The 23,144-nt window shown below is 44.8% G+C and carries 16 protein-coding genes; 6 read left to right on the top strand and 10 right to left on the bottom strand.

Annotated features, from left to right (window positions below; translation table 11 throughout):
• Positions 1-2: 2 nt before the first annotated feature.
• The 3 genes from MKY14_RS26130 to udk all read right to left on the bottom strand — a co-directional run bounded on the left by MKY14_RS26130 (position 3) and on the right by udk (position 3,571).
• Positions 3-1,202 (bottom strand): Ger(x)C family spore germination protein, encoded by a 1,200-nt coding sequence (locus MKY14_RS26130; RefSeq protein WP_076126972.1) that lies wholly within the window; start codon positions 1,200-1,202, stop codon positions 3-5.
• Positions 1,203-1,205: 3 nt separating this feature from the next.
• The gene (locus MKY14_RS26125; RefSeq protein WP_076126974.1) at positions 1,206-2,798 is read right to left on the bottom strand and encodes a spore germination protein; all 1,593 of its coding nucleotides are present in this window, start codon (positions 2,796-2,798) and stop codon (positions 1,206-1,208) included.
• A 146-nt stretch (positions 2,799-2,944) separates the two neighbouring features.
• Positions 2,945-3,571, bottom strand: a complete 627-nt coding sequence (udk, locus tag MKY14_RS26120) for a uridine kinase (RefSeq protein WP_036687251.1) — start codon at positions 3,569-3,571, stop codon at positions 2,945-2,947.
• 157 nt (positions 3,572-3,728) lie between these two features.
• Between udk and MKY14_RS26115 the strand changes: the two genes are divergently transcribed.
• Positions 3,729-4,829: a threonine aldolase family protein gene (locus MKY14_RS26115; RefSeq protein WP_340977693.1), complete on the top strand. Its 1,101-nt coding sequence runs from the start codon at positions 3,729-3,731 to the stop codon at positions 4,827-4,829.
• Here the strand turns inward: MKY14_RS26115 and MKY14_RS26110 are convergent.
• Genes MKY14_RS26110 through MKY14_RS26095 form a run of 4 tightly spaced genes read right to left on the bottom strand, consistent with a single transcriptional unit; the run spans position 4,815 to position 9,855 of the window.
• Positions 4,815-6,131, bottom strand: coding sequence for a glycosyltransferase family 2 protein (locus MKY14_RS26110; protein ID WP_340977691.1), 1,317 nt, complete (start codon positions 6,129-6,131; stop codon positions 4,815-4,817). The two genes, MKY14_RS26115 and MKY14_RS26110, sit on opposite strands and share 15 nt — an antisense overlap.
• A gap of 19 nt (positions 6,132-6,150) precedes the next feature.
• Positions 6,151-7,698, bottom strand: coding sequence for a sugar isomerase (locus MKY14_RS26105; protein WP_076126979.1), 1,548 nt, complete (start codon positions 7,696-7,698; stop codon positions 6,151-6,153).
• Positions 7,673-8,800 (bottom strand): polysaccharide pyruvyl transferase family protein, encoded by a 1,128-nt coding sequence (locus MKY14_RS26100; protein ID WP_076126981.1) that lies wholly within the window; start codon positions 8,798-8,800, stop codon positions 7,673-7,675. Before MKY14_RS26100 ends, MKY14_RS26105 begins: the two co-directional genes overlap by 26 nt.
• Positions 8,797-9,855, bottom strand: coding sequence for a glycosyltransferase family 2 protein (locus MKY14_RS26095; protein ID WP_076126983.1), 1,059 nt, complete (start codon positions 9,853-9,855; stop codon positions 8,797-8,799). The genes MKY14_RS26100 and MKY14_RS26095 overlap by 4 nt, the downstream gene beginning before the upstream one ends.
• A gap of 220 nt (positions 9,856-10,075) precedes the next feature.
• Here MKY14_RS26095 and MKY14_RS26090 point away from each other — a divergent pair, with 220 nt between their 5' ends.
• The 4 genes from MKY14_RS26090 to MKY14_RS26075 all read left to right on the top strand — a co-directional run bounded on the left by MKY14_RS26090 (position 10,076) and on the right by MKY14_RS26075 (position 15,449).
• Entirely contained in the window at positions 10,076-11,302 is a 1,227-nt protein-coding gene (locus MKY14_RS26090) for a Zn-dependent hydrolase (RefSeq protein WP_076306812.1), read from the top strand.
• 281 nt (positions 11,303-11,583) lie between these two features.
• Complete coding sequence (ald, locus tag MKY14_RS26085) at positions 11,584-12,717, top strand: alanine dehydrogenase (RefSeq protein ID WP_038568222.1); 1,134 nt, start codon at positions 11,584-11,586, stop codon at positions 12,715-12,717.
• Positions 12,718-13,382: 665 nt separating this feature from the next.
• On the top strand, positions 13,383-14,645 hold the full coding sequence (locus tag MKY14_RS26080) for a PucR family transcriptional regulator (protein ID WP_076275928.1): 1,263 nt from the start codon (positions 13,383-13,385) through the stop codon (positions 14,643-14,645).
• A gap of 75 nt (positions 14,646-14,720) precedes the next feature.
• A complete protein-coding gene (locus MKY14_RS26075) occupies positions 14,721-15,449 on the top strand; it encodes a hypothetical protein (protein ID WP_076139027.1) in 729 nt (242 codons plus the stop codon).
• A gap of 156 nt (positions 15,450-15,605) precedes the next feature.
• On the opposite strand, the gene hflX is transcribed toward MKY14_RS26075, so the two are convergent.
• Positions 15,606-16,871 (bottom strand): GTPase HflX, encoded by a 1,266-nt coding sequence (gene hflX / locus MKY14_RS26070; protein ID WP_340977690.1) that lies wholly within the window; start codon positions 16,869-16,871, stop codon positions 15,606-15,608.
• A gap of 527 nt (positions 16,872-17,398) precedes the next feature.
• On the opposite strand from hflX, the gene MKY14_RS26065 reads away from it, so the two are divergent.
• The gene (locus MKY14_RS26065) at positions 17,399-18,199 is read left to right on the top strand and encodes a hypothetical protein (RefSeq protein ID WP_076126993.1); all 801 of its coding nucleotides are present in this window, start codon (positions 17,399-17,401) and stop codon (positions 18,197-18,199) included.
• A gap of 50 nt (positions 18,200-18,249) precedes the next feature.
• Here MKY14_RS26065 and MKY14_RS26060 read toward each other — a convergent pair whose 3' ends face one another.
• The gene (locus MKY14_RS26060; protein WP_340977688.1) at positions 18,250-21,270 is read right to left on the bottom strand and encodes a DEAD/DEAH box helicase; all 3,021 of its coding nucleotides are present in this window, start codon (positions 21,268-21,270) and stop codon (positions 18,250-18,252) included.
• Positions 21,267-22,913: an SWIM zinc finger family protein gene (locus tag MKY14_RS26055; protein WP_340977686.1), complete on the bottom strand. Its 1,647-nt coding sequence runs from the start codon at positions 22,911-22,913 to the stop codon at positions 21,267-21,269. The genes MKY14_RS26060 and MKY14_RS26055 overlap by 4 nt, the downstream gene beginning before the upstream one ends.
• Positions 22,914-23,144 lie beyond the last annotated feature (231 nt).

Here is a 23,144-nt window from a genome sequence, read left to right as displayed (position 1 = left end):
CATCACTTCGCCTCTTCTAGGAAAGAGTTAGTCACTTTCCCTAACAGGCGAATCTTAATATCCATCTTTACGCTTACTGGAAGGTTAACAAAGGTCTCATCCCAATTGTTTCGCAGTTTCTTCCACGCCTGCGGGTTAGAACGATGGATGATTTCGCCGAATCCAAAAATATCACTTTTGTATTCAGTTTGTACCTTTTTAATTGTAGCTTCGAATAGATTTATTACTTTTTTATTGGCGATTTGTTCTAATTGAGTGATGGTCTTTGGGTCCCTTAGATCAAGATTTCTGCATTGTACCTCTCCTAAATCTGATTCTAAATGCTGCTCAATAGTGATTTCTGGTTTGCCACTATGGATGCTGCCTTTCATTTTGGAACGGGCTTCAAATACATCAAGTGAAACCTTTTTACCTTCGGGACATTGGATATAGAAAACAGTGCTCCTTACTTTATTGGTTAAATAGTTATACACTTTTGATTCCTCTGGATTTAGCCAACCAATCAATTTGTCCTCCTTGAATATGGCCAATCCGGAGTATTTCAATTCCGTTGGAGAGTCTACCGTTTCAACATTCTTCGGAGTTTCTCCTTCATCTACACTTCCATCGATGACAACACCTGTTAAGACTGGATTTTTACCTTTACTCACAAGTTCTGTAATTAGGGTTCCTAATGTCACAGTAGATGTAGGTGCCCAATTTTTCTCAGAGGTTTCCAGACTGGAAAACAATCGCACGGCAGGAATCTTTTCAAGACTGGTTAATATTTTCAACGCATCTTCTGCCCTCGCATCCTTTGCTACCACTATAAAATAATCATTTCGCGTATCGTTGTCTCTTGACATGAAATCAAGAACATCGCTGATTCCCTCTTTAGCCAAATCCTCGCCAAGGACTAGGATTCGTAAATGAGAGATATAAATTTTACGTGGACTAACGGTTGTGATTTTTCTAAGGGCTTCATATACGGTATTTCCCGTCGCTTTATAAAGGTTGACTGGTGCCTGAGGAGAGCCCCCCTTTGAGCCAGCGATTTGACTGGGTAAGACCACTTGCGCAGAAACTTGATATTGATCTCCGATTTTATCGATACCTATTCCTACAGCAATCGCAAGATCATTTAATTCTCGGCGGCTCCAGCAACCTGTTACAAATATTTGCATGAGAATAAGAACACAAATCAGAAGCGATCTTCGTTTCATGAATTATTCCTCCGTGAGATCTCCGGGTTTCTCCGGTGGTGAACTCTTTTCCCGAACGATATTTTTTTTATTGATAAGTCTAGGGCGGGTAAACATAGCCCAATGCGGCATTCGGAAAAAGGTGTCCTTTTGATCGGCGAGATTATAGGGAGCAAACGGGCTCAAATAAGGAATTCCAAAGGAACGTAAGCTGCACATGTGAAGAACTATCGCAATAACGCCGATAATGATCCCAAACAATCCAAAGGATGCAGCAAGGAACATCATTGGGAAACGGAGCATTCTGATGGTCAGGGCAAGATCGAAGGATGGCAGCACAAAGCTGGAGATAGCAGTAATAGCGACGACAATAAGCATGGCAGCAGAAACAATGCCGGCATCAACTGCCGCAGTCCCAATCACTAGGGTGCCTACAATGGATACAGATTGGGCTATGGTTTGAGGCATTCGTACACTCGCTTCTCGTATAATCTCAAAGGCAAGCTCCATTAAGAGTGCTTCAATAAATGCTGGAAGCGGCACGCCCTCCCGTTGTGCGGCTAGACTGATCAGCAGGGTTGTGGGCAGCATCTCCTGATGAAAGGTAGTAATAGCTACATACAAAGATGGGGCAAGTAGTGAAATGAAAATACTGAAGTATCGAAGCATTCGTACTAAGGTGCTAACATCGGCACGTTGATAATAATCTTCCGCCGTCTGCATGAAGGAAACAAATAAGGTAGGCACCGTCATTACTATAGGAGTCCCATCTACTAATATGGCTACTTTTCCTTCCATAAGAGCAGCTGCTATAACGTCAGGGCGTTCCGTATGATGGATCGTTGGAAATGGGGTATAGGTTTCATCCTCGATTAATTCTTCGATATAGCCACTTTCCAGGATCCCGTCAATGTCGATCCGATCTAAACGTGAGTGTACTTCTTGCAGAATCTCATCACTAACAATGCCATTGATATACATGAGGGCTACGTCTGTCTGTGTTACACGTCCAATTTGCTGTGTTTCTAACCAAAGATTGGGGTCTTTTATTTTCCGCCGGATTAATGCGGTATTCGTGCGTAAGCTTTCTGTGAAGGCTTCCTTAGGTCCACGAATCACCGTTTCAGTGGCACTTTCCGTTACGCCACGGTCTTTCCAGTCACGCATGCCTATGGTGAACCCTTTGGTATATCCATTAAGTAAGAGGATCACATCTCCGGATAATAGAGAGGTGAATAAAGAATTGAACTCCGTCGCATCTTTAATATCCCCTACAGTGAGCATGTGATCTTTTAATAATTGATAGTTGGCTGTTTGTGTATCAAGACTTGGATCTGGAAGTTCTAAGATTAGTGATTCCAGAATGAAATCCTGAATAGCTTTACTATCCGCCAATCCATCTGTATAGAAAATAGCTGCTTTAATCTGGTGTTTGGAACCAATAAAGAATTCTCTAATCACGAGATCTGTACTATTGCCGAGTGTTGTTTTTATATATTGAATATTATCTTGAAGTTTTTCTTTAATGGGTTCCTTGGGTAATTCTTTAGTGGGGTTAGGGTGCCCTAATGAAGGGTTCTTAAAAACTTTTGTTATTGTTCTGTTCAGAAATCCCATAGTTGTTATCCCTCTTCCGCTGGTGCTGTAAATATAGCTATTACCAGAATGAGGTGGGATTATTCTGAACCATGGATGGGTCAACGCATATCAAAAAAGCCGCAGAGAGATTCTCTGCAGCTAGCTAGAAGCGCTTAATTAAGACTTTAAGACGTCCAATCGTTATATAGATGCTTCTCCGTTAGGATGGACAACAACTGAATACCAACCTCATTATGGCCACCTTCAGGGATGATCAGGTCAGCGTATTTTTTGGATGGCTCGATAAAAGCTTCATGCATGGGTTTAACTGTACTCAAATATTGATGATGGATCGACTGGATGCTCCGTCCACGTTCTTCAATATCTCTAAGGACCCGGCGGAGAATGCGTACATCAGGATCGGCATCCACGAATACCTTGATGTCGAGCATTTCACGGAGATTCTCGTCAGAAAGGACGTGGAGTCCCTCGATGATTACAATATTGTTTGGCTTCAGTTCTACCGTCTCTGTAGTGGAGCGGGCATGGACTGTAAAGTCATACACGGGAGCGAATGCGGTCTGTTCTTCGCGCAGAGATTTAAGATGCTCAATGAGCAGCTCGTTATCGAAAGCGAAAGGATGATCGTAATTAATGGATTCACGTTCAGCAAAGCTGAGATGTGAGTGATCCTTATAGTAGTTATCTTGAGATATGAAAGTTACCTTTCCCGTTCCAAGACGGTCAATGACGGAGCGGGCTACGGTTGTTTTTCCCGAGCCGGTGCCGCCGGCGATACCAATAATGAGCATGTGATTCAATAACCCTCCCTAAGATTGCCGTTGCAATTCCAATATTGTAGCACAGCGCTCATGTTTTTTCACCTTAGATCGGGTAAAATTAAGATGGGATTTTTGGAAATTCGTCTATATTAGGGACAAGGCAAATCCGGAAGGGGTTATCCAACGAATGAACGGAAAAAAAACCGTACAAGAGGCTTTTAATGAAACGGCCTATCGAATCGCAGGGAATGGGAATAGAGATGTGCAAGTGTTGAAGGAAGCCTTGGCAGCCGTAGAGAACAGTACGGCATCTGATATTTATGGAACGGGCGAAGTGATTGAAGATTTCCAGACGAAAATGGCGAATATCCTGGGCAAAGAAACCGCGGTTTTCTTTCCGAGCGGAACGATGGCGCAGCAAATCGCTTTAAGAATTTGGTGCGATGAAAAAGAGGTGAAAAAAGTAGCCTATCATCCCTTATGTCACTTGGAGATCCATGAGCAGGATGGCCTGAAGGAATTACATCATATTGAGCCTATCTTGCTTGCGGACAAGAACCGATTAATCACTTTGGAGGATGTGGCGAACCTAAAGGAGGATATCGCCTGTCTGTTGCTGGAATTACCCCAGCGCGAGATTGGTGGTCAGCTGCCAGAGTATACGGAGCTTGAAGCTATTTCTGCTCATTGCCGTGCACGCGGCATTAAATTGCATTTGGATGGGGCAAGATTATTTGAGATCCTCCCGTATTACGGGAAGTCAGCAGCTGAAATCTCTGCACTCTTTGATAGTGTGTATATATCCTTTTATAAAGGAATTGGAGGAATCGCCGGGGCAATTCTTGCAGGCAGTGAAGATTTTACGAAGCAATCAAAGATATGGAAACGGCGGCATGGTGGAGACTTAATCAGCTTATATCCGTACATCATTTCTTCTGATTATTATTACCAGCAAAGAGAAGGCAACATGCAGCAGTATTATGAAGGTGCAAAGGAGCTTGCTGCCTGGGTTAATCAATGTCACGACGTAACCACTCTGCCCGCTCAACCTGTCTCCAATATGTTTCACATGCATTTTCAAATGTCTAAGGAACAAATTGAACCGATTCTGTCAGCGGTGTATGAGGCGACAGGAATCGGTTTAAGCGCGGGTATAAGAGCTACCGGGGAACATACTTCTTATTGTGAGATCAGCATTGGAGACAAGTATGCCGACATCCCAAAAGAAAAGCTTAGAGAGTTTTTTATGCTGCTCGATAAGCTAATGAGCGAATCATCTGCCGAGTAGCGTACGGAGTAAGGAGATTCGTAATAATTGTTTTTTAATAAGCTTCATGCGAAACTCATTTTTTAATTGATTGTAGATCAGCGGGCAATGGTTAAGCGCCCAATGGTACATGAATTTAAAGTCTGTAGCGTCTTTTGCAGAATTTAATAAATAGTATGAGATCGTATCGTAAGCATTATGGTTGAACCATTCCGTCATTTCCTGTGCGTTATATCCATATTTCTGCACGGCCATATTCTTAATGAGTTTCTTTTCTTCCAGATTCTCAATTAAGAATCCCTGGCTCAGATTAAAGGTGATATTGTTCCCGTGTATTCTGTACACGCCGGCAATCACATCAATGAAGCCCGCATCACCTACCAGCAGGGAACGCAAATAGATGGAAGCATCGTTGACCATATTCATATCTAGGATATCCATAGCCATTAAGGCCTCTCGTTTAAAGACAGTAGTTAAAGTAGAGGCGGGTTTTGGATATCCTTTTTTCTCGAAATTCATGAAATAATCGCGTTTCTTAATAATGCTGCTAAGCTGCAGATTGGAGATTTTTAGTTGTTTGGCTTTGGAATACTCAAGGAACACATTCGCAGCTACAAATGAAATTTCGGGATGAAGGAGATGGAAGCGGACTGCTTTACTGAAATAATTCATGTCGATCAGATAATCATCATCATCGAGAAAAAGAACATATTCCCCATCACCATGTGCAGCAAAAGCTTTTCGACGATTATTTCCAGGTCCGCTATTGGTAGCATTGCGCATGTAAATGACCCGTGGCTCCGCCCCAAAGTGTTGCTGCATTAACTCTTTCGTGCCATCTGTAGAACAATCATCAATCACTGTAATCTCTTTATTGGGATAGTCCTGCATTAAGATACTTTGGATCGCTTGATATAGGAATTCTTTTCTATTATAGGTGGTGATAATGACACTGATCTTGGGAGAATCGGATAAGGATTGGACTGCTGGGTAGGAAATTTTCGTATCCGAAATGCGGCTTTCCATTTTAACCAACCCCTGAATTAAACCTGCGATATCACTGGCAACAATGTTGAATTGTTCAGACAGATAGAATTTCAAAGTATCCTCTGAAGCCCTCCCAGTCAGAAAGGCATGAATAACCTCAGATAAGGTTTCCAGATAAGGTTTGATTTGTACATTTTGTTCTTGATCTATGATCTGGCGGCATCTTTGCAATAGTTCTGTATCCTCTATTTGGATGGTGGGTGAATGGTTTATTTCATCATTTAGGTCGTTTAGAAAGACGTAACAGGCTTGCTGCAAAACCTCGCTATGATCCATTTCCAGTCCTCCTGTTGTGTTATTTGGATAAACCACTTACCTCAGGCTGAGCGTTAATTTTATTTTTGAGTTTGTATCGATACTTTTTGAGATGTTCCCATGTATAGAGGAAGACTTCCCGTTCCATTAAAGAGCCGATTACAAAATATACAGGCAAGATCACTAGTCCTAGAAGTACACCCCAGATCATAAGCCCCAGATAGGAATGGATCGGGATGTCGATGGCAGTTGTGATGAGAATAATGCCTACAAAAACTACTGCATTCGTAAGCCATCTTCTAAAAGTGACCCATGGACTGCGGTCCAGCAAATGTTTGCTGGCATAAATCACAATATCTATGGAGCGGTATAGGAGGGCAACTATCGTTCCCATCAGTACACCGTAAATTCCCATGAAGATTACGAAGACAACAGAAGCCACCAGATTAATGGCGGATTCCAGAATGGAACGGTTTTGTGTTTTTTTGAAATGTCCAGCGATGGTAATCACATTATTGGAAGACGTTCTGGCATTGGTTAATAATTTGATGACTACGAACAAGACCGGCAGCCACATATCAATGTAATTTACGTCGTTTACCCCAGCGGTATACAATTTCATAAAGGGTAAAATCAAAATGTAAGCCACCGTTAAAATCGAGAAGATAAGCCCCATAAAATACACTTCGTAAGCATCATAAAATTTAATAAATGCTTCTTTACTCTCATGGTAGCTTTGCCCGAGGGCAGCCTTCACACTTCCGTTTATGGTCTGGACGATATTATCCACGATCGTAAAAATCATATTGTACATAACATAGATACTGACGATTTTTAGATTCGTAAAGATGGTTAATATAAGTACGTCAGTATTTCTAAACACCAAATAGGAGATTTCATGGACTAATACGGAATTCTTTTGACCAATGGCTTCATAGTCTGGTTTAAGATTCAGGTTGATCCACTTGTAATTCTTATTCATATAAATATAAAAAGCGATGATTTGAAGTAAAGTTAAGATAAAATAGGAAGCTTGAACCGCAATAATGTCCACACCTTGCAGTAATAACAGAATCCGGATCAGGCTGTTCATAATATTAGCCACAGTGACAATGGAAGTCTCTACATAGCTTTTTCCCTCCGCAGCGAGCAGGACCTTGAATTTCCCCTGAAAATAATAATTGATTGCTCCGCCCATCCCCGTAAGCAAAATAATGACCATAATCGATAATTTATCGATCTCAGACGAGATCACTAGCGGGTACACGATGGCGAGTAGCAGTACGGCGAAGAAATAGTAAATACCTGTTTTTTTATAATAGCTGGAGGTGGCAGCCAGAATAGAGTTGATATTGTTTTTATTATCCGAAGCTACCGGCTTGTAAAGTGCTTGGATCGAGGCCGCCCCAACACCTGCTTCCAGCAGCGCCAAATAACTAATAATCTGCACAATCGAAGCGATCAACCCATTGGCCTCAGAGCCATAGTTGACCATTATCAGTCTGGGTATAAAAAAACCGAGGATAATCGTGATGAGTTGACTTCCCAGTCCAAAGGATAAGTTAAGAATGCTCCGCTTGGCTTTCATAACGAATCCCCCTTTCGTAAAGCGGTAAATACGTATCTAGATGCTCGAAATGTCTTTCGGCTTGTTTTGCTTGCAGTGTGACATCCATAGAGCAGGTGATCATACTTTCAAAAATCTGTGCAGGCTGGACCTGTTCCAGCGTGTTGAAATCGGCATACAGACCTGTGAATCCAACATCTTCCATTACATTGACCATTTTTTTGCTGTAGGCTACAGGGAATACCGGTTTATTAAATACCCAGCCCAGAATCATTGCATGGAATCTTGAAGCCACAATAGAACTGGCATTAGCTAACACGGACAACACTTCTTCCATGTTCGTTTTATATAAATGCACTTGAATAGCATCCTTGTAGGAGGGGCCGATAAGGCGCTGAATCTCTTCAATCGCCAGTTGATCGCCTTCGTGTTCGCAAAATGACATGAAATGAACCGCGTAACCTTTTTCAATGAAATAAATTGCGAGTTCTTTCATTTTTTCATAATAGAGGTTGTCAAAACCGTTCAGACCTTTCGCAGAAGGTTTAATAACGGATAAGACGATGTAATCCTCCGGTTCGTTTGGAATATCTGGCGGGTCTAGCTGAAAAATAATATCTGGGGCTAAGCGGACATTATCCAGATCCTTAAATAAATCATAAGAGTACTGTTCTCTGAAACATATATCTGTATAATCCTTGAAAATCCGCTTGTGCTCATCATAGTATTCTTGATTTGTAAAAGGGCCAAAATTAGATCCTAACAGATAGTAAGGCTTATTTTGATTACGAATGACTTCTGCATTCTTGAAATGCTCTGCCCAGTGGTCTGCTTCCATGAAAATTGAGCCGCCGATATGAACGACGCCATCTGAGTGATCTGCCAGATATTTGTGAGCCACATTATGTATCTTTAGCTTCCTGCAAATATAGCCAATGCCTCTTAGAAGAAGGGAATCGGAAGGATACACTTTGAGGTTAGGGAGCTCTTTGAAACATTGTTTATAGAGGCGTGGTGCGCAAATTCTGAATTTGGTATCCGGATATCTTTCGCACAGCACCTTAATGAATAGATCATCGCCCAGATTAAATTCGGTATAGGCGTATATCAGCATCTTTTTCATATTCTAGATTCCTTTCGGGTTCCGTTCCCTTTAAGTAGGTTGCGCTTGAACCGGGATAAGCCTCTCTCCACAGAGATGAATCTGTGATATAGAAGCGGGGAGATTAAAAATGTTCTGATATAAAGGGTTAATCTGCGATTATCTCCTCTATAACGTCTTATGAGTTCATCCATTTCTTGATTGAGCTTGGGATAGGTATGGTTGATGTCACGAAGTAATTCCTGAATGCTTACCCCTTCCGTACCATTTAGACAGGTTTTGAGGTTGAAAAAGTAGTTCTCAATCAGCTCACGGTTCATTAACAAAGGGGAGATCGTGTCTAGTTCAGCAAAGGGATAGGTTTTGAAATATTCATCCACCCTTTTGAAAGCATCCACTACATCGAATTTATTCACGTTATAGCTGTTGGAGATGGAGGAGTTTCTCTGTAAATAAAATGATAGTATATCCGGGATTGAGATGACTCTGGCCGCTCTGGACAAGGCTTTGTAGATGAACTCTTGATCCTCTCCATTCACACAGCGTTCTGTATAACCTAACCCGTGGAGAAGTAAGAATTCTCGCTTATAAGCGATACTCCCTGTCCATATTCGCAAGCTTTTGTTCACGAAAATCCGCGCCAGTGCTTCACTTCCCGTCACGTCGCTGAAATCAGAGGTACAGCTTAATAGAGTTTCTCTGCCTTCTGAGACATGATTATAACCCCAGCAAATAATCTCGGGTTGTTCATCTTGAGTATAAGAATGAATGGTTGAGACCAAGTCTGCGGAGACATAATCATCTCCATCGACAAAAAGAACATAATTACCTGTGGCTTCAGCTAAACCCCTATTTCTAGCCGCGCTTACTCCATGATTCTCCGTTCGAATGACTTTACAGAAAAGGGCGGGATTACGCGAAAGAATCTTTTCTATAACGTTGTAAGTGTTATCCGTAGAACCATCATCTACGATGATGACTTCGAAATGCGGATCGCTTTGGTCAAGCAGTGAATTAAACATAGGGGTTATATACTGCTCTATATTGTATACCGGGATCACAAGGCTTAGATTCATGGGCTCGCTCCTTTCCTGTGGAAAACTGGATGATAAGCTATCTTAAGCTTACCCCTCGTATGAAAAGATTGTATATACTACTTTAGTTTACTTATTGCTGGCTCTACTCGTTGTAGCATCATGTGAATAATAGTTATTACAATATGTAAAATGAAAATATTATGGTTTGGTTTAACATAGATAGAAAGCCAACAAAATGCTCGAAGCGGAGGGATCTGGGATGCAGCTGCAAAAAATATTCGTGAACGGTGAGAGACTGAAGAATACAATCGAGGCATTTGCCGATTATGGGCGTACAGATAAAAATGGCGTGACCCGATTATCGCTGACGGAAGAGGATCTTAAAGTTCGGGATTATTTTCGTGCCTGTTGTGAAGAGCTCGGAATGTCTGTGAAGATGGATGATATGGGGACGATGTATGCCACACTGGCAGGCGAAACTTCCGGGCCTCCGATTGTGATTGGCTCGCATATGGATACTGTGAAAAAAGGGGGCAGATTCGATGGCGTCCTGGGGGTTATCGCGGGTCTAGAGGTGGTGCGGACGCTTGTAGATTACGGGATTAAGCCGAAGTTTCCGGTGACGATTATGAATTTTACGAATGAAGAGGGGGCACGTTTTGAGCCATCGATGATGGCCTCTGGTGTGTTGTCCGGAAAGTTTGATAAAAGTGTTATGTTGAACAAAAAAGATCCAGCAGGCATCACCTTTGGTGAAGCGCTGGAGATGAGTGGATATAAGGGAGAAATGAGCAATCGTATCACCGAAGCCACCGCTTATTTGGAGCTTCATATCGAGCAAGGGCCTGTTCTTGAAAAAGAGGAGCTGACGATTGGACTGGTTGACTGTGTAGTTGGTATGGCCTGTTACGAGATTGAGGTGACGGGAGAATCCGATCATGCGGGCACAACCCCTATGGCGATGCGCAAAGATGCTTTGTTTGCTGCTACAGATCTGATTATTGAGCTGCGGAGCAAGCTGGGGGCGCTCGATTCCGAGCTTGTGTATACCATGGGCAGAATGAATGTGCTTCCTAATATCCATACCGTCATTCCCAATAAAGTGATTTTCACCATTGAAGCCAGACATAAAGAGATGGAGATTGTGCGTGAAGTGGAAGCCATTATCAACGGTTTGCCAGAGCAACTGCTGGATTGTGAAGTAAGCAAGACTAAGCTTTGGGGCCGAGATACGGTGTGGTTTGATCAGAATGTGTGTGATTTGGTGGAGCAAGCGGCTCAAACCTTGGGTTATTCCAGTCGAAAGATCGCAAGTGGTGCAGGGCATGACGCACAATTCGTAGCCAGCTTTCTGCCATCCGCAATGGTGTTCGTGCCTAGCGTGAAGGGTAAAAGCCATTGTGAAGAGGAACTAACCTCTTATGAAGACTGCGAAAAAGGGGTAAATGTAGTGTTAGAAACAGTGATGTTGTTATTATCAAGATAGGTAATGTCACTTAATATAACATCATACGATAAGGTAGTCGCTTTAATTTCATACAAAATCGTCAAAAAGGCACTCTATAGGGTGTCTTTTTTTATGAGATAATAAAGATGGTTGTGTTGAGTACCAAAATGGTTAAAGATTAATGGGCAGTTAAGTCTGATCCTTTGTGTAAAAACACAATCATGGTAGATAATATTTTAATTTTTTAACAAAATGGGAATGCTAATCATATGTTATCATTCTTTACATAAGGGATCTACATTAGATGGGAGAGATGAATGATGATTATCGGAGTACCTAAAGAAATTAAAAACAATGAAAATCGTGTTGCCATAACCCCTGCGGGTGTAGTTAGTTTAATTACTGAAGGTCATCAAGTGCTCGTAGAAGCTGGAGCCGGTGTGGGCAGCGGATTTCCTAACGAAGAGTATGTCTCTGCCGGAGCACAGTTGATTGAGGATGCAGCAAAGGTCTGGAGCTCTGCTGAAATGGTGATGAAGGTAAAAGAACCATTAGCAACTGAGTACCCCTATTTCCGTCCAGGCCTTATTCTATTTACGTATCTTCATCTTGCTCCAGAGCCTGCCTTGGCTGCTGCGCTAAAAGACAAAGGCGTCTTTGCGATCGGATATGAGACGGTTGTTCATGGACGCACCTTGCCGCTGTTAACACCGATGAGCGAAGTAGCTGGCCGGATGTCCGTCCAATTGGGTGCGCAGTTCCTGCAAAAGAACTATGGCGGACAAGGTATTCTTCTTTCCGGAGTTCCTGGCGTTAGTCGAGGTAAAGTGAGTATCATTGGCGGCGGTGTAGTAGGTACTAATGCAGCTAAGATGGCTATTGGCTTAGGCGCAGATGTTACGATAGTTGACCTCAGCGCGGAGAGACTACGTCAATTAGATGATATTTTTGGAGCACAGATTAATACGTTGATCTCTAACCCTTATAATATTGCCAAAGCAGTGGCTGAAGCGGATCTGCTGGTAGGTGCCGTGTTAATTCCGGGTGCTAAAGCACCGAAGCTGGTTACTGAAGAAATGGTCAAGACTATGAAGCCGGGATCAGTGATCGTTGACGTGGCCATTGACCAAGGTGGCATTGTAGAAACCATCGACAGAGTGACGACACATGATAATCCCGTGTTTGTGAAACACGGTGTGCTGCATTATTCCGTGGCTAATATGCCAGGCGCTGTTCCTAAGACCTCAACTATTGCCTTAACAAATGTTACAGTTCCATATGCCCTGCAAATTGCCAATAAAGGTGTGATCAAGGCGATTCAGGATAATGACGGCTTAAGAAGCGGCGTGAATGTAGCCAATGGCAGAATCACCTGCCAAGCTGTTGCCGAAGCGTTGGGTGAGACACCTTATTCGGTTGAGCAAGCCATGGAGCAGACATTCACATTGATCTAAAATAGACACGTTCCATAATGGAATGAGCCAAACAGCAAGCTCTCTGCGGGGAGCTTGCTGTTTGGCGTTTCTTGCGGTGGAGACCGGGTGGAAGTTGGTCAGTACGGCGTTAAAGTAAATAGATTGCGTTTCAGTGTAATTAGATGCAGTAGATGTTTGCTCGTGCGGTGCTATGGTGGATAGATTACGTAGTGAAGTTGGATGGATAGGGTGAAAGCTTTGATGGAGAGATGTTTTAGGGAAATTCTCCCTAAAAAAACGCGGAAATAGGTTAAAAATGCTGTTATTAGGGAATTCCTCCCTAAAAAACGAGGAATACGCCTGTTTATACGCAAAACAGAAGAAAATCAGGGAGTATTTCCCCAATTATGATCATGTGATGCTTAAAGTGCAGAATATTAGGGAGGATTTCCCCTAAAAACCATCTATAATATTCGTAAACACCAACAACTATTAAACCTTACCAAATACCCCGACAAAACTCCCCACACCCCCCAACAAAACCCCCACCAATCATCCCCGTCCCAAACACCTTCCTCAACAAGCCGATCTCGCCCCTCACCTAAACCAGCTATTTATCTTATAGTCAGCTAGGGGGATGCATACTATAATGAAATCACTCTAGAGTACAGGATTTGGTTATTCTTCAGGTGGGAGTGAAGCTAGTGACAGATAAGGATCCATTATTTGATCGTTTCTTCGACAGTATGGAATCATTGGCGGATACGATAAGTGAATCGCTACAGTCTCAAGTTACCATCGAGGACAGCAATCATCATGTGATTGGCTACAGCTCGCATGAATTTGAGAGTGACTCCGCGCGGATTTCAACGATTATCGGGAAGCGTGTACCTAACGCTGTGATTATTGGCTTGCGCAAAAAAGGGATTATGCAGCAGCTGGAGAGCGCGGCACATCCCATTCGAATTCCTGCAGTGCTGGAGGTGGGACTTGGTCCCCGGTTGGCCATTTGTATTAAACATCAAAAGGAAATTCTCGGGTACATATGGGTAGTAGATACAGGCAACCTGGTAGAAGGGCATGCCGAAAATATCGTTGAGAAGGCGGCAGGTATCGTAGGCCGTTATTTACTTAAGCAGCGAGGTTGGAAAACGAAGCAGGACAAAACGCATGAGGACTTTTTCTGGAAGCTGATTACCTCCCACTACGACAACGAAGCAAATATTAAAAAGGATGCGGAATTTTGGTCCATTCTTTTGCCGGAAAAATATTATATTAGCGTGTTTGAAAGTGACAAGGTAATCGATGATCATTTAATACTCCGGTTTCGGCAGGTTATGGCATCTTATTCCGGACTGCAATTACTATTTCTGACGGCTGAGCATAATCGGCTGATTATTTTGTTTTCCTTCAGCTTTGTAATCGAAGGGGCGGGTGGATTATCTTCATTCCTGCATAAAACAATGGAGGATATGTATAAGAGTGAAGGCTGCACACTGGCTGCTGGCTGTAGTCTCGATTACACTGAATATATGTCCGCGGCTATTGCCTATTGGGAAGCGGTATCCATTGTGGAGATCAAAAAGCTGCTGCCTTTTCATGGGCGGGAGCTGCTATTGTACGAGGAGATTGGATTTTGGGCATATATACCGGCTATTATGGAGCAAAAGCGCAGTCGAATTCGTAAAAGCCCGTTGCTATATCCGCTAAAAGAACATGATCGCGAGCATAAAAGTGATTTTCTCAAAACCATCGCTGTCTATTTATCATTAAGCGGCAATTTAAAGGAATCCGCGGCTTTTTTACATATACACACTAATACATTGCTTTATAGATTAAACCGAATTGCAGAGATTACGGGCAAAAGCTTGAAGGATACGGGTTATCGCACTTCTATTTTCCTGGATATTTTGACGGAAGAGACACGGCAGCTTAACCAGTGGTTCGTGGATGCCAGGGAATCATGAGAATTAAGCACCAACCCGGTGACGAACACGTACAATAACCTATATTTAGAACCTATAACATTGGAGGGACTAAGCATGGTGAAGGAAGTTCGTTCACCCGATGCCCTTGACTTTGAGCGCAAAATGAGAGAAAGCATCGTGGAATCGGCTGAAGCTTTAAATGAAAGTGGAGTGGATTTTGCAACATTTGATGATTCCCGCTGCAATCCGCAGTTTTGGACACGTACAGAGATTGGTGGACTTCAGCTGAACACTGGCGTAGAGCCCACAGTGGGAATTAAAGATATTTTTCGGAATGGTCATTTATATGCCTTTGAATGCGCGACAGCCATGGTCATTGTTATGTATCGGGCGACGATTGAAGCTATAGGTGAGGAAGCGTTTAATCAGTATTTCAAGGATTTGTTCTTATGGGACTGGAATTACGATGAGAATCTACGCTTAATTACAAACTACAACAAGGAACTAACGCAGCGGGGAGACGTTGTATATTTCAAGAATCCCGATCATGCTCCGAGCAAGCCAGAATGGCAGGGCGAGAATGCAATTAAACTCGAAAATGATCTGTTCTACGGCCATGGCATAGGGATTACTACTGGAGAGATCATCATAGACTCTCTGAATCAGGAAAGAGTATATGGGAGTGATATCTCGGCCTATTTAACGGATGAATCGGTGCATCCAGACTTTAATTACTTACAGCGGTTATCTGCAGGAACGGTTTTACCGGCAGCCAACAATAGAAGCTTCCGATACACTGTATGTTCAAGAATAGGGTCTAGAAACTATATTTATAAGATCTAGCGTCTGCCTATTTTATACTTACTGAGCAATGCAAAGAGAGGGCTCTTTTGTATTGTTCATTTTTTTATTCACAAAAGAAAGGGATAGAGCTTCAGATAACTCTGAAAACTCTATCCCTCTTTTTTAATTAAGGATTACCACGTCGTTTCTAATTTGTTATAGCTCAATAAAATCGTTGCGGAATTTATCAAAATCAGATTTTCTGCATTCCAGCTCAAGGCGTGTGCCTGTTTCTTCATAGCTAGTAGATTGAACATGGGCGTGTTCATTGAAATAAGAGACTACATTACCCCGATCAAATGGAACCAGAATCTCACACTGGACATAGTCCGTAAAAACATGGCTGCGGATCAGAGCGGTAAGTTCAGCCATTCCACTATTTTTCTTGGCGGAAAGGTAGACATTGTCACCTTCAATTTGCGGGTAAGGCAAATCAGTCAGATCAGCTTTATTATAGGCATAGATCGTTGGAATCTGGTCAGCGCCGAGTGCTTTGAGCGTCTCATCTGTAACCGCCATATGCTGTTGATGCTGCGGATCGGAAATATCGACTACGTGAATCAATAAGTCCGCTTCGGTAACCTCTTCAAGAGTGGAGCGGAACGCTTTGACCAGATGATGGGGAAGCTGGCTGACGAATCCGACAGTATCTGTTAATAAAAAGGTTTTGTGATCAGGCAGCTCAATGCTGCGAACCGATGTCTCTAGTGTAGCGAACAGCATATCCTTGGCGAATACTTGTTTATGGGAACCCGGATGGTAAGTCTCTACCATGACATTCATTAAGCTGGATTTTCCGGTGTTCGTATAGCCTACCAGACAGACGACGGGAACTTCATTTTTATGCCGTTGTTTCCGCTGGATTTGACGTCTTGCTACTTGTTGTTGCAGTTCAACCTGTAAAGCAGTAATCCGCTCTTCAATTCTTCTGCGGTCCAGCTCTAGCTTGGTTTCACCAGCACCTCTGTTTTTAAGTCCAGCTCCGCCACCTTGTCTGCCCAGCGACTCACGAAGACCTGTGAGGCGCGGCAGCATATATTGCAGCTTGGCTACTTCAACTTGCAGCTGGGCTTCCTTGGTCTTCGCTCTTTCCGCAAAAATATTCAAGATCAGAATGGTCCGGTCAATGACCTGACGATCCAGTGCGGACTCCAAATTGCGGATCTGTGAAGGTGACAGTTCGTCGTTAAAAATAACAATAGGAGCATCGTGTGCTTCTAAAAGTGCCGATAATTCCTCGATTTTACCTGTCCCGATATAATGGGAGGGGTTAATTCGACTTGCCTTTTGACTAAGCTCTCCTACGACTTCAAGGTCACAGGCAGCTGCCAGATTGCTCAGCTCTTCCATCGAATAGGCGAAATTCGTTTCGTTCTGAAGCTGGACACCGACTATAATTGCTCTTTCTCGTATTTGTTCCATATATTTATTCATCCTCCAATAGTAAATAATAAACGCAAAAAAACACAGGCAATCTGCCTGTGCTTACGGTTCGTTAGAGGACGTCAGAGTTAGGGCCTTCCATAGGTAGAATGAATTAAACAACAGTCCAGTCGCAGGGAAGAGGCACTTTGATCCCTTGCGAGCAGCAGTTGGCTAATCGGCTTCTATGGATGTTCAATTCTTAAAGGAATGGAGGTGAAGAGAATCCTCCCTACACGCTGTTGTTAAATCATCGGGTTACCTTTAAAAATGGGTAGACCAATCCTGAGTCCTCTGCACATGGGCAGAGCTTTAGCGCTATTCAATTAGCCGCGCAAAGTTCTAACTCGGATAAAGTCTATCACACGTAACCCTCCGTTCATAAAAAGTTAAGTCGAGTTTACCACATTCGTTATTTAGTGGCAAATCTCTATTTATGCTCTGGAACATCTCTTGTATTTTAATTACACCCAATAATTCTAAACAATGTTTACATATCATATATGAATTGATATATAGGAGGTGTGATGACATTGCCTGTTCTGTCCACAAACACCATTATTAATTTACCAGTCGACGGTACTCGGCCAATAGATCAAGTAGTGATCAAAGTTGTCAACAATGGATCGGCTGGCGCGTTTTGTTATATTACGGGCTTATCCAATAGTGTCAGTCCCCAGGCCATTTTTGTTGAAGAGTTATTTGAGCTGCAATATCAGGAGACCTTAAGCAAGACCTATGTCATGGTAGAGGATTTATTCCAATTTAATTTTGTATATTCACAGGAGCAGATGAAGATTCAGGTTTTCCTTGTTGATGCGGACGGTGTATGGACGGCCGTTGATCTTGAAGTGTTTCAAGTGAGCCGAATAACTTCGGAAATACGTGATAACGTGACCGTTACATCGACTGACTTTGCAGCAATCAGCTTCATGAGGCGTCCTGGCTTTGCTATTCCACAAGGTCTTGCGGCTGAGATTCGACCGGCAGCTTTAGATGTTATGTCCAAAAGACCTGTGCGATATATGGTCGTTGCAGGCGGGACCCTTGATGGGGCCTTCGAGAATTATCCTACACCGACTACAAATATTCCTGTCACGGACACGGCGCTGCTAGTGAACTATACCTGCACTACGGTCACGGGTGGAAAAGTTATTATGCAAGGTACAGGATCAGGGATTTCTGGGGCGTATGCGAATCTGGCGGTCAATTTACTTAATGAGCGACTCTCATACGAGTTCCATGATGAACCTGTCACATTGGTGGTAAACTCCCTCTCGGGCGGGGACGATCTCGCAGTTACCTTTAAAATGTCCGAGCAATGGTAATTATTCTTGTGAAAAAGGAACATTCGCATTTACGCGAATGTTCCTTTTTGCTAGTCATTTAAGTCACGACGCAAGGTGAAGAGATCTTTCAGAGCCTCTGTGGACAGCTCGGTAATCCAGCCTTCCGAGCTGGAGATCACATTATCGCTGAGCTGCTGTTTATTCTCCAGCATCTCATCAATCCGTTCTTCGAGTGTGCCCAGGGCGATGAATTTATGCACCTGCACATCACGAGTCTGGCCCATGCGGTAAGCGCGGTCAGTTGCTTGATTCTCCACCGCTGGATTCCACCAGCGGTCGAAGTGGAATACGTGATTGGCTGCAGTTAAGTTCAGGCCAACTCCCCCAGCTTTGAGTGAAAGGATGAATACATTCGGCTGATCAGACGGCGATGTGTCTGGGCGTGTAGACCCATCTTCCGCCGAAGGGGCTGGTGTCTGAAACCGCTCGATCATGCGGTCGCGCGCCTGTTTGGAGGTACTTCCGTTCAAATAAAGGACGGGTTCGCCCAGCTCCTGCTGGAGAACCGCCTGAAGCATTTTTCCCATACCCACATATTGAGTAAAAATCAGGCAGCGCTCGTCTTCCGCGCGCAGCTCCTTAACCATGTCCAGCAGTCTTTCGAGTTTGGAGGAGCGGTTAATAAGAAAGCTGGTATCCAGTTTATTGTCCGTATCAAGTTCAGGGATAGCTTCTTTTGTCACAAGCATCGGGTGATCGCATAGCTGCTTAAGCCCGGTCAGAGCTCCGAGAATTGCCCCTTTGCGCTCAATGCCTTCCAGCTTCTTCATCCGTTCCAACAGTCCGTTTACGGTTTGATCGTAAAGCGCCGCTTGTTCGGCTGTCAGATGAACATAGGTTTTCATTTCATTTTTATCAGGTAGATCGAGCTGTATATTAGGGTCTTTTTTCTTGCGGCGCAGCATGAAGGGTTTTACTAGATTTTGTAGGTCCGCTGTACGTTTCGCGTCGCGTTCCTTTTCAATAGCATTCGTGAATCGGTCATTAAAAGACTTGGCGCTGCCCAGATAACCTGGGGTTATAAAATCATAAATGGACCACAGCTCGGATAATCTGTTCTCTATCGGCGTCCCTGTTAAGGCGACCCGGTGTAGAGCTGGAAAACTACGTACAGCTGCGGATTGTTTGGTTTGGGCATTTTTGATATTTTGAGCTTCATCCAGGCAGATCGTCGCCCAAGTGAATTCCTTTAGCAGCTCTTGGTCAAGCGCAGCAGTCGCATAAGAGGTCAGTACCACATCGGCTTGCGAAGCTGCGCCATAGAAGAATCCTGCGTCCAGACGGCGGCTTCCGTAATGAAGCATAACATTCAACGAAGGCGCGAAGCGTTGCAGCTCCTTCTGCCAATTGCCTAACACAGAGGTCGGGCAGATGATCAATGAAGGCCAGCCTGGTGGGTCGGTCTGCCGCCGGGCTGAGCTTGCATCCGTGTTTTCTTGGATGTGTAGCAGATAGGCGATGAGCTGTACTGTTTTGCCTAGTCCCATATCATCGGCTAGACAGGCCCCCAGCCCAAAGCGGCGCAGAAAGGTCAGCCAAGCGAATCCTTCATGCTGATAGGTGCGCAGCTCCGCTTTAAGGCCTGCGGGTACGGGCGGCTTAGGCCATTCTGAGCGCTGGCCCAGCTGACCGATAAGGCTGATCAAATGCTCGTTCAGCTCTACCTCCAGACGCAGACGCGCGGCATCCTCTTGCAGCTGCTCTTCCGTAGCTTCAGCGTCTGCCTCTTCACCAGCTCCTAGCAAGTGGAGCTGAAGCACGTCTTGGAAGGACAAGCCTTGCGACTTGTCCATTCCCGCCATGGCTCTTTGGATTTGCGCCAGCAGAGCCGGATCGAGTGAGACCCATTTGCCCTTGAAGCGGACGAGCCGTTCCCCTCTTGCGACCAGCTCGGCAAATTCGGCTTCAGTGAGATCCGCATCGCCGATGGAGATTCGCCAATCGAAATCGATGATCGAATCGAGACCAAACAGCGACTCGCCACCGCTGCGTTTGTCTTCGCCGGAGCTGATCTTTGCGCGCAGGCGCGGCTTTTTCCGGCTGGCGGCTTCCCACCACGCCGGCAGCAGCACTTGCCAGCCAGCTTCCAGCAGCCGCTGGCTCTCGGCCGTCAAGAACCGCCAGGCGATGGCATCGCTCAGCGGTTCGGCCAGCACATCGCCGCCCGCCGCGAAGCGCTCGGGCGGCAGACTGCCGCGGAGGCGCTCCAGCCATCCCGCGGCCCGTTCATGCACGTGAGCCGACCACGCGGCCGGCCACAAGCCGTACGGCTCGCCGTTATCGGCGAGCCTGATGGGAACAAGCGCGGATTCATCGCGCTTGTCCTGAAGGATCAGCTGCAGCCGCCAATAGGATTCATCCTCATCGGGCTCCAGCAGCTGTAGAGCGGGCCGGAAAGGCGCGGTGTCCGCCTTCCAGCCAATGGCGATAAGCCACGCAGCGGTATCCATGCCCGCTGCAAGTGCTCCGCTTCTATCGAAGAGAAGCGGAAATTCGCTGCGGAGGTCGCCGGCCTCGGCCTCCGTGCTGTAATAGCGCTGCGATACGGCGGCAGAGAACGCCGCACGTAATCCACGGCTAAATTCGCTGCCGCCATTTAGCGCCTCAAGGGCTCCCTTAGCAGTGTCACTGTCCACTGCCACCTGCGCAAGAGCCCCCTCGTCCCAAGTCCATTGCAGCCTCCCGGCGCGGTAGGCGGAGATGTCGGGAATATACTGTTTGTGCTCCAGACATATAGCCATAAGTGGTGCCAGTTCTGTGAGGTGGGCGGCATCGCCCTCCCAGCTCCATTCGATATGCGCCAAAAGCTTCTGCTCGGCAAAGAAGGGGATGACCTGCTCAGCAGGAAGAATCACTAGCTCCACGCCTTCGCCAGCGGGCTGCACGGTTAACTCCGTACCATAAAAAGACGCCTCATGCCAGGCGAAAAGCCGCTGCTTAAGCTGCAAGCCCGGCACGAGATCTTCGCGCTCATTCATTCCAAATATTAAAGCATCGCCATACTGGCTTAATGCAAGCCGGATGGTTAGCGTGCGTAAATGCATGTTCATGGTATTAGCTTTCCTTTCCGAAGCTCCTCTTGCAGCGCACGGAGCCTGCTATGCCTAATGGCGAAGGCAGTGAGGAACTCTTCCCAGCGTTCTTCTTGTTTCAGCTTTTTATACAGCTTGGATAATCGTTTCAATAATTTCACAGCCGCTTTGTAGCTATGTCTGTTCTTATCCAGCACGAATCTTTCGGCGGCCTGATGGTAAAAGGGCAGCAGAACCTCAGGCGCATTCTTTTCCACCGGTTGGAGGTCTTTGACACGAAATTCGGAGGGCTGTTTACCGATGGACAGCTGATAATCCATCCAGGTCTGCCATTTCTCATAGGTGATTAGCTTCTCTTCATAGACTTCGCCAGAGATAGGTAACATGGTGGCTAGTGTATCCCACATTTGTGGCTCAGCTTCAGGCAGGTGGCGAACAGCTTCTTCCCAACTGGTTGAATAGCTATTGAGATTATAGAGTCTGCTGCTCAGCAGTGGACCGATCTGAACAAGCCAACCCACCAACCGGAACCAGTCCCCTGCATCCAGCAGCGGAGAGGTGAAGCTCATGAGCTCATCGGGATGGAGACCCGGGCGTTCGGCAGCCTTATTCAGTAAGTCCCAAGCCTTCTGGTCATCCATCAGATAGTAATACATGTGGCTCTGAGCTAACAGCCAAGCATGTTGTGACAGGGAAGCGCCTAATTCACCTTCTGCTTGCTGCAGCTGTTCGATTTCATTCAGGTAAAGCTTAGTTCCACCTGTATTCGGATAAATCCAATTTCTCCACAGCAGATCATAGCTAAGAGAAAAAGAGGGTTGATCCCGTGAGCGATCCCGTGACTCCGTCAACATCTCGCGCCGCAGATAAGATAGAGTATCGATGACGTATGGCCATAGATCCTGCTCTTGCTCGGGGGACAGCGGAAGTGTCTTTTTTAAAAGACCTGTGATTACTTCCTGTAGCTCTGAGACTGCTACCTGTGTGTAATAACCAAGAGAAGGGGCGTAAGCGGCCTGACCGACGGATTGCGTGGAAGGCTTAGCGAGCTTTTCCAACAGATAAAGATGAGCATGCAGAGTGAACAGCTTCTCCGTTTCCGGAAGCATTTTTGGTTTGAATTTATTAATTGCAGACAAGGCCCGACTCACATATTCAGGATTTCGGGTGGTATGGGCTAGAGGGGAGACACAGAATTCAAAATACTCCCGCCACTCCGTTATTTTCCCGCTAGCGATGTGGTTGGCCATCTCTTTCATTTGCTGCTGACGAGTTGCATCGGCTCCAATAGAAGTACTTGTTGCTGTACTTGATATTTTAGGCAAAAAGGATGCAGCTTTAGCGTTAGCCAAAACCTGTACAGATCTATTTTGTTGTTCGGCATAATTCAACAGCACGGCAGCCATATGCTTGCAATGACCTGATACTGGACAATTACAATGACAATTGGTGAAGCCGTCGAGATCAATGGTGACGCGGTAATCCTCTCTACCTTCAACTAGAGCGTTAATCTTACGAGGCTCCGTCATGGTAAACGGCTGCACTCGATTTTGTTTATAATATTGGAACCCCCGCTTGAGGGTAAGATCATCGAAATAATAGGCGACATTTTGGATGAGCTTACTCCACTGCGTATCATCCATAGGATAGGTTGGTTGCATACAATTGGTCTCCTGTAACGAAAATGGTCTTTAGTTGTCTTTCATTATATCACTTCTGCTGGCTTCATCTTTAAATCGTTAAATTTTGATAGATCGTAAGGAAACTCTGTTTAAAAGCTGGCGTGAAGATGATTAGAAGCTAATGGCTTGTATTGAACGGAAGGTCTGAACATATAATATTCGTACTGCAAGTTGGGTCTTGATTATATAGGTGTCATTTACGAAAGATCA

The organism is Paenibacillus sp. FSL R5-0887, assembly GCF_038002305.1.
Taxonomy (GTDB): domain Bacteria; phylum Bacillota; class Bacilli; order Paenibacillales; family Paenibacillaceae; genus Paenibacillus_AQ; species Paenibacillus_AQ odorifer.
This window is presented reverse-complemented; position numbering and strand designations above follow the sequence as displayed.

Bases quoted from the DNA above. Each gene is read 5' to 3' on its own strand.
- MKY14_RS26130 (WP_076126972.1), bottom strand. From the start codon at position 1,202: ATGAAACGAAGATCGCTTCTGATTTGTGTTCTTATTCTCATGCAAATA.
- MKY14_RS26125 (WP_076126974.1), bottom strand. From the start codon at position 2,798: ATGGGATTTCTGAACAGAACAATAACAAAAGTTTTTAAGAACCCTTCA.
- udk (WP_036687251.1), bottom strand. From the start codon at position 3,571: ATGCTCATTATTGGTATCGCCGGCGGCACCGGCTCGGGAAAAACAACC.
- MKY14_RS26115 (WP_340977693.1), top strand. From the start codon at position 3,729: ATGAACGGAAAAAAAACCGTACAAGAGGCTTTTAATGAAACGGCCTAT.
- MKY14_RS26110 (WP_340977691.1), bottom strand. From the start codon at position 6,131: ATGGATCATAGCGAGGTTTTGCAGCAAGCCTGTTACGTCTTTCTAAAC.
- MKY14_RS26105 (WP_076126979.1), bottom strand. From the start codon at position 7,698: ATGAAAGCCAAGCGGAGCATTCTTAACTTATCCTTTGGACTGGGAAGT.
- MKY14_RS26100 (WP_076126981.1), bottom strand. From the start codon at position 8,800: ATGAAAAAGATGCTGATATACGCCTATACCGAATTTAATCTGGGCGAT.
- MKY14_RS26095 (WP_076126983.1), bottom strand. From the start codon at position 9,855: ATGAATCTAAGCCTTGTGATCCCGGTATACAATATAGAGCAGTATATA.
- MKY14_RS26090 (WP_076306812.1), top strand. From the start codon at position 10,076: ATGCAGCTGCAAAAAATATTCGTGAACGGTGAGAGACTGAAGAATACA.
- ald (WP_038568222.1), top strand. From the start codon at position 11,584: ATGATTATCGGAGTACCTAAAGAAATTAAAAACAATGAAAATCGTGTT.
- MKY14_RS26075 (WP_076139027.1), top strand. From the start codon at position 14,721: ATGGTGAAGGAAGTTCGTTCACCCGATGCCCTTGACTTTGAGCGCAAA.
- hflX (WP_340977690.1), bottom strand. From the start codon at position 16,871: ATGGAACAAATACGAGAAAGAGCAATTATAGTCGGTGTCCAGCTTCAG.
- MKY14_RS26065 (WP_076126993.1), top strand. From the start codon at position 17,399: ATGACATTGCCTGTTCTGTCCACAAACACCATTATTAATTTACCAGTC.
- MKY14_RS26060 (WP_340977688.1), bottom strand. From the start codon at position 21,270: ATGAACATGCATTTACGCACGCTAACCATCCGGCTTGCATTAAGCCAG.
- MKY14_RS26055 (WP_340977686.1), bottom strand. From the start codon at position 22,913: ATGCAACCAACCTATCCTATGGATGATACGCAGTGGAGTAAGCTCATC.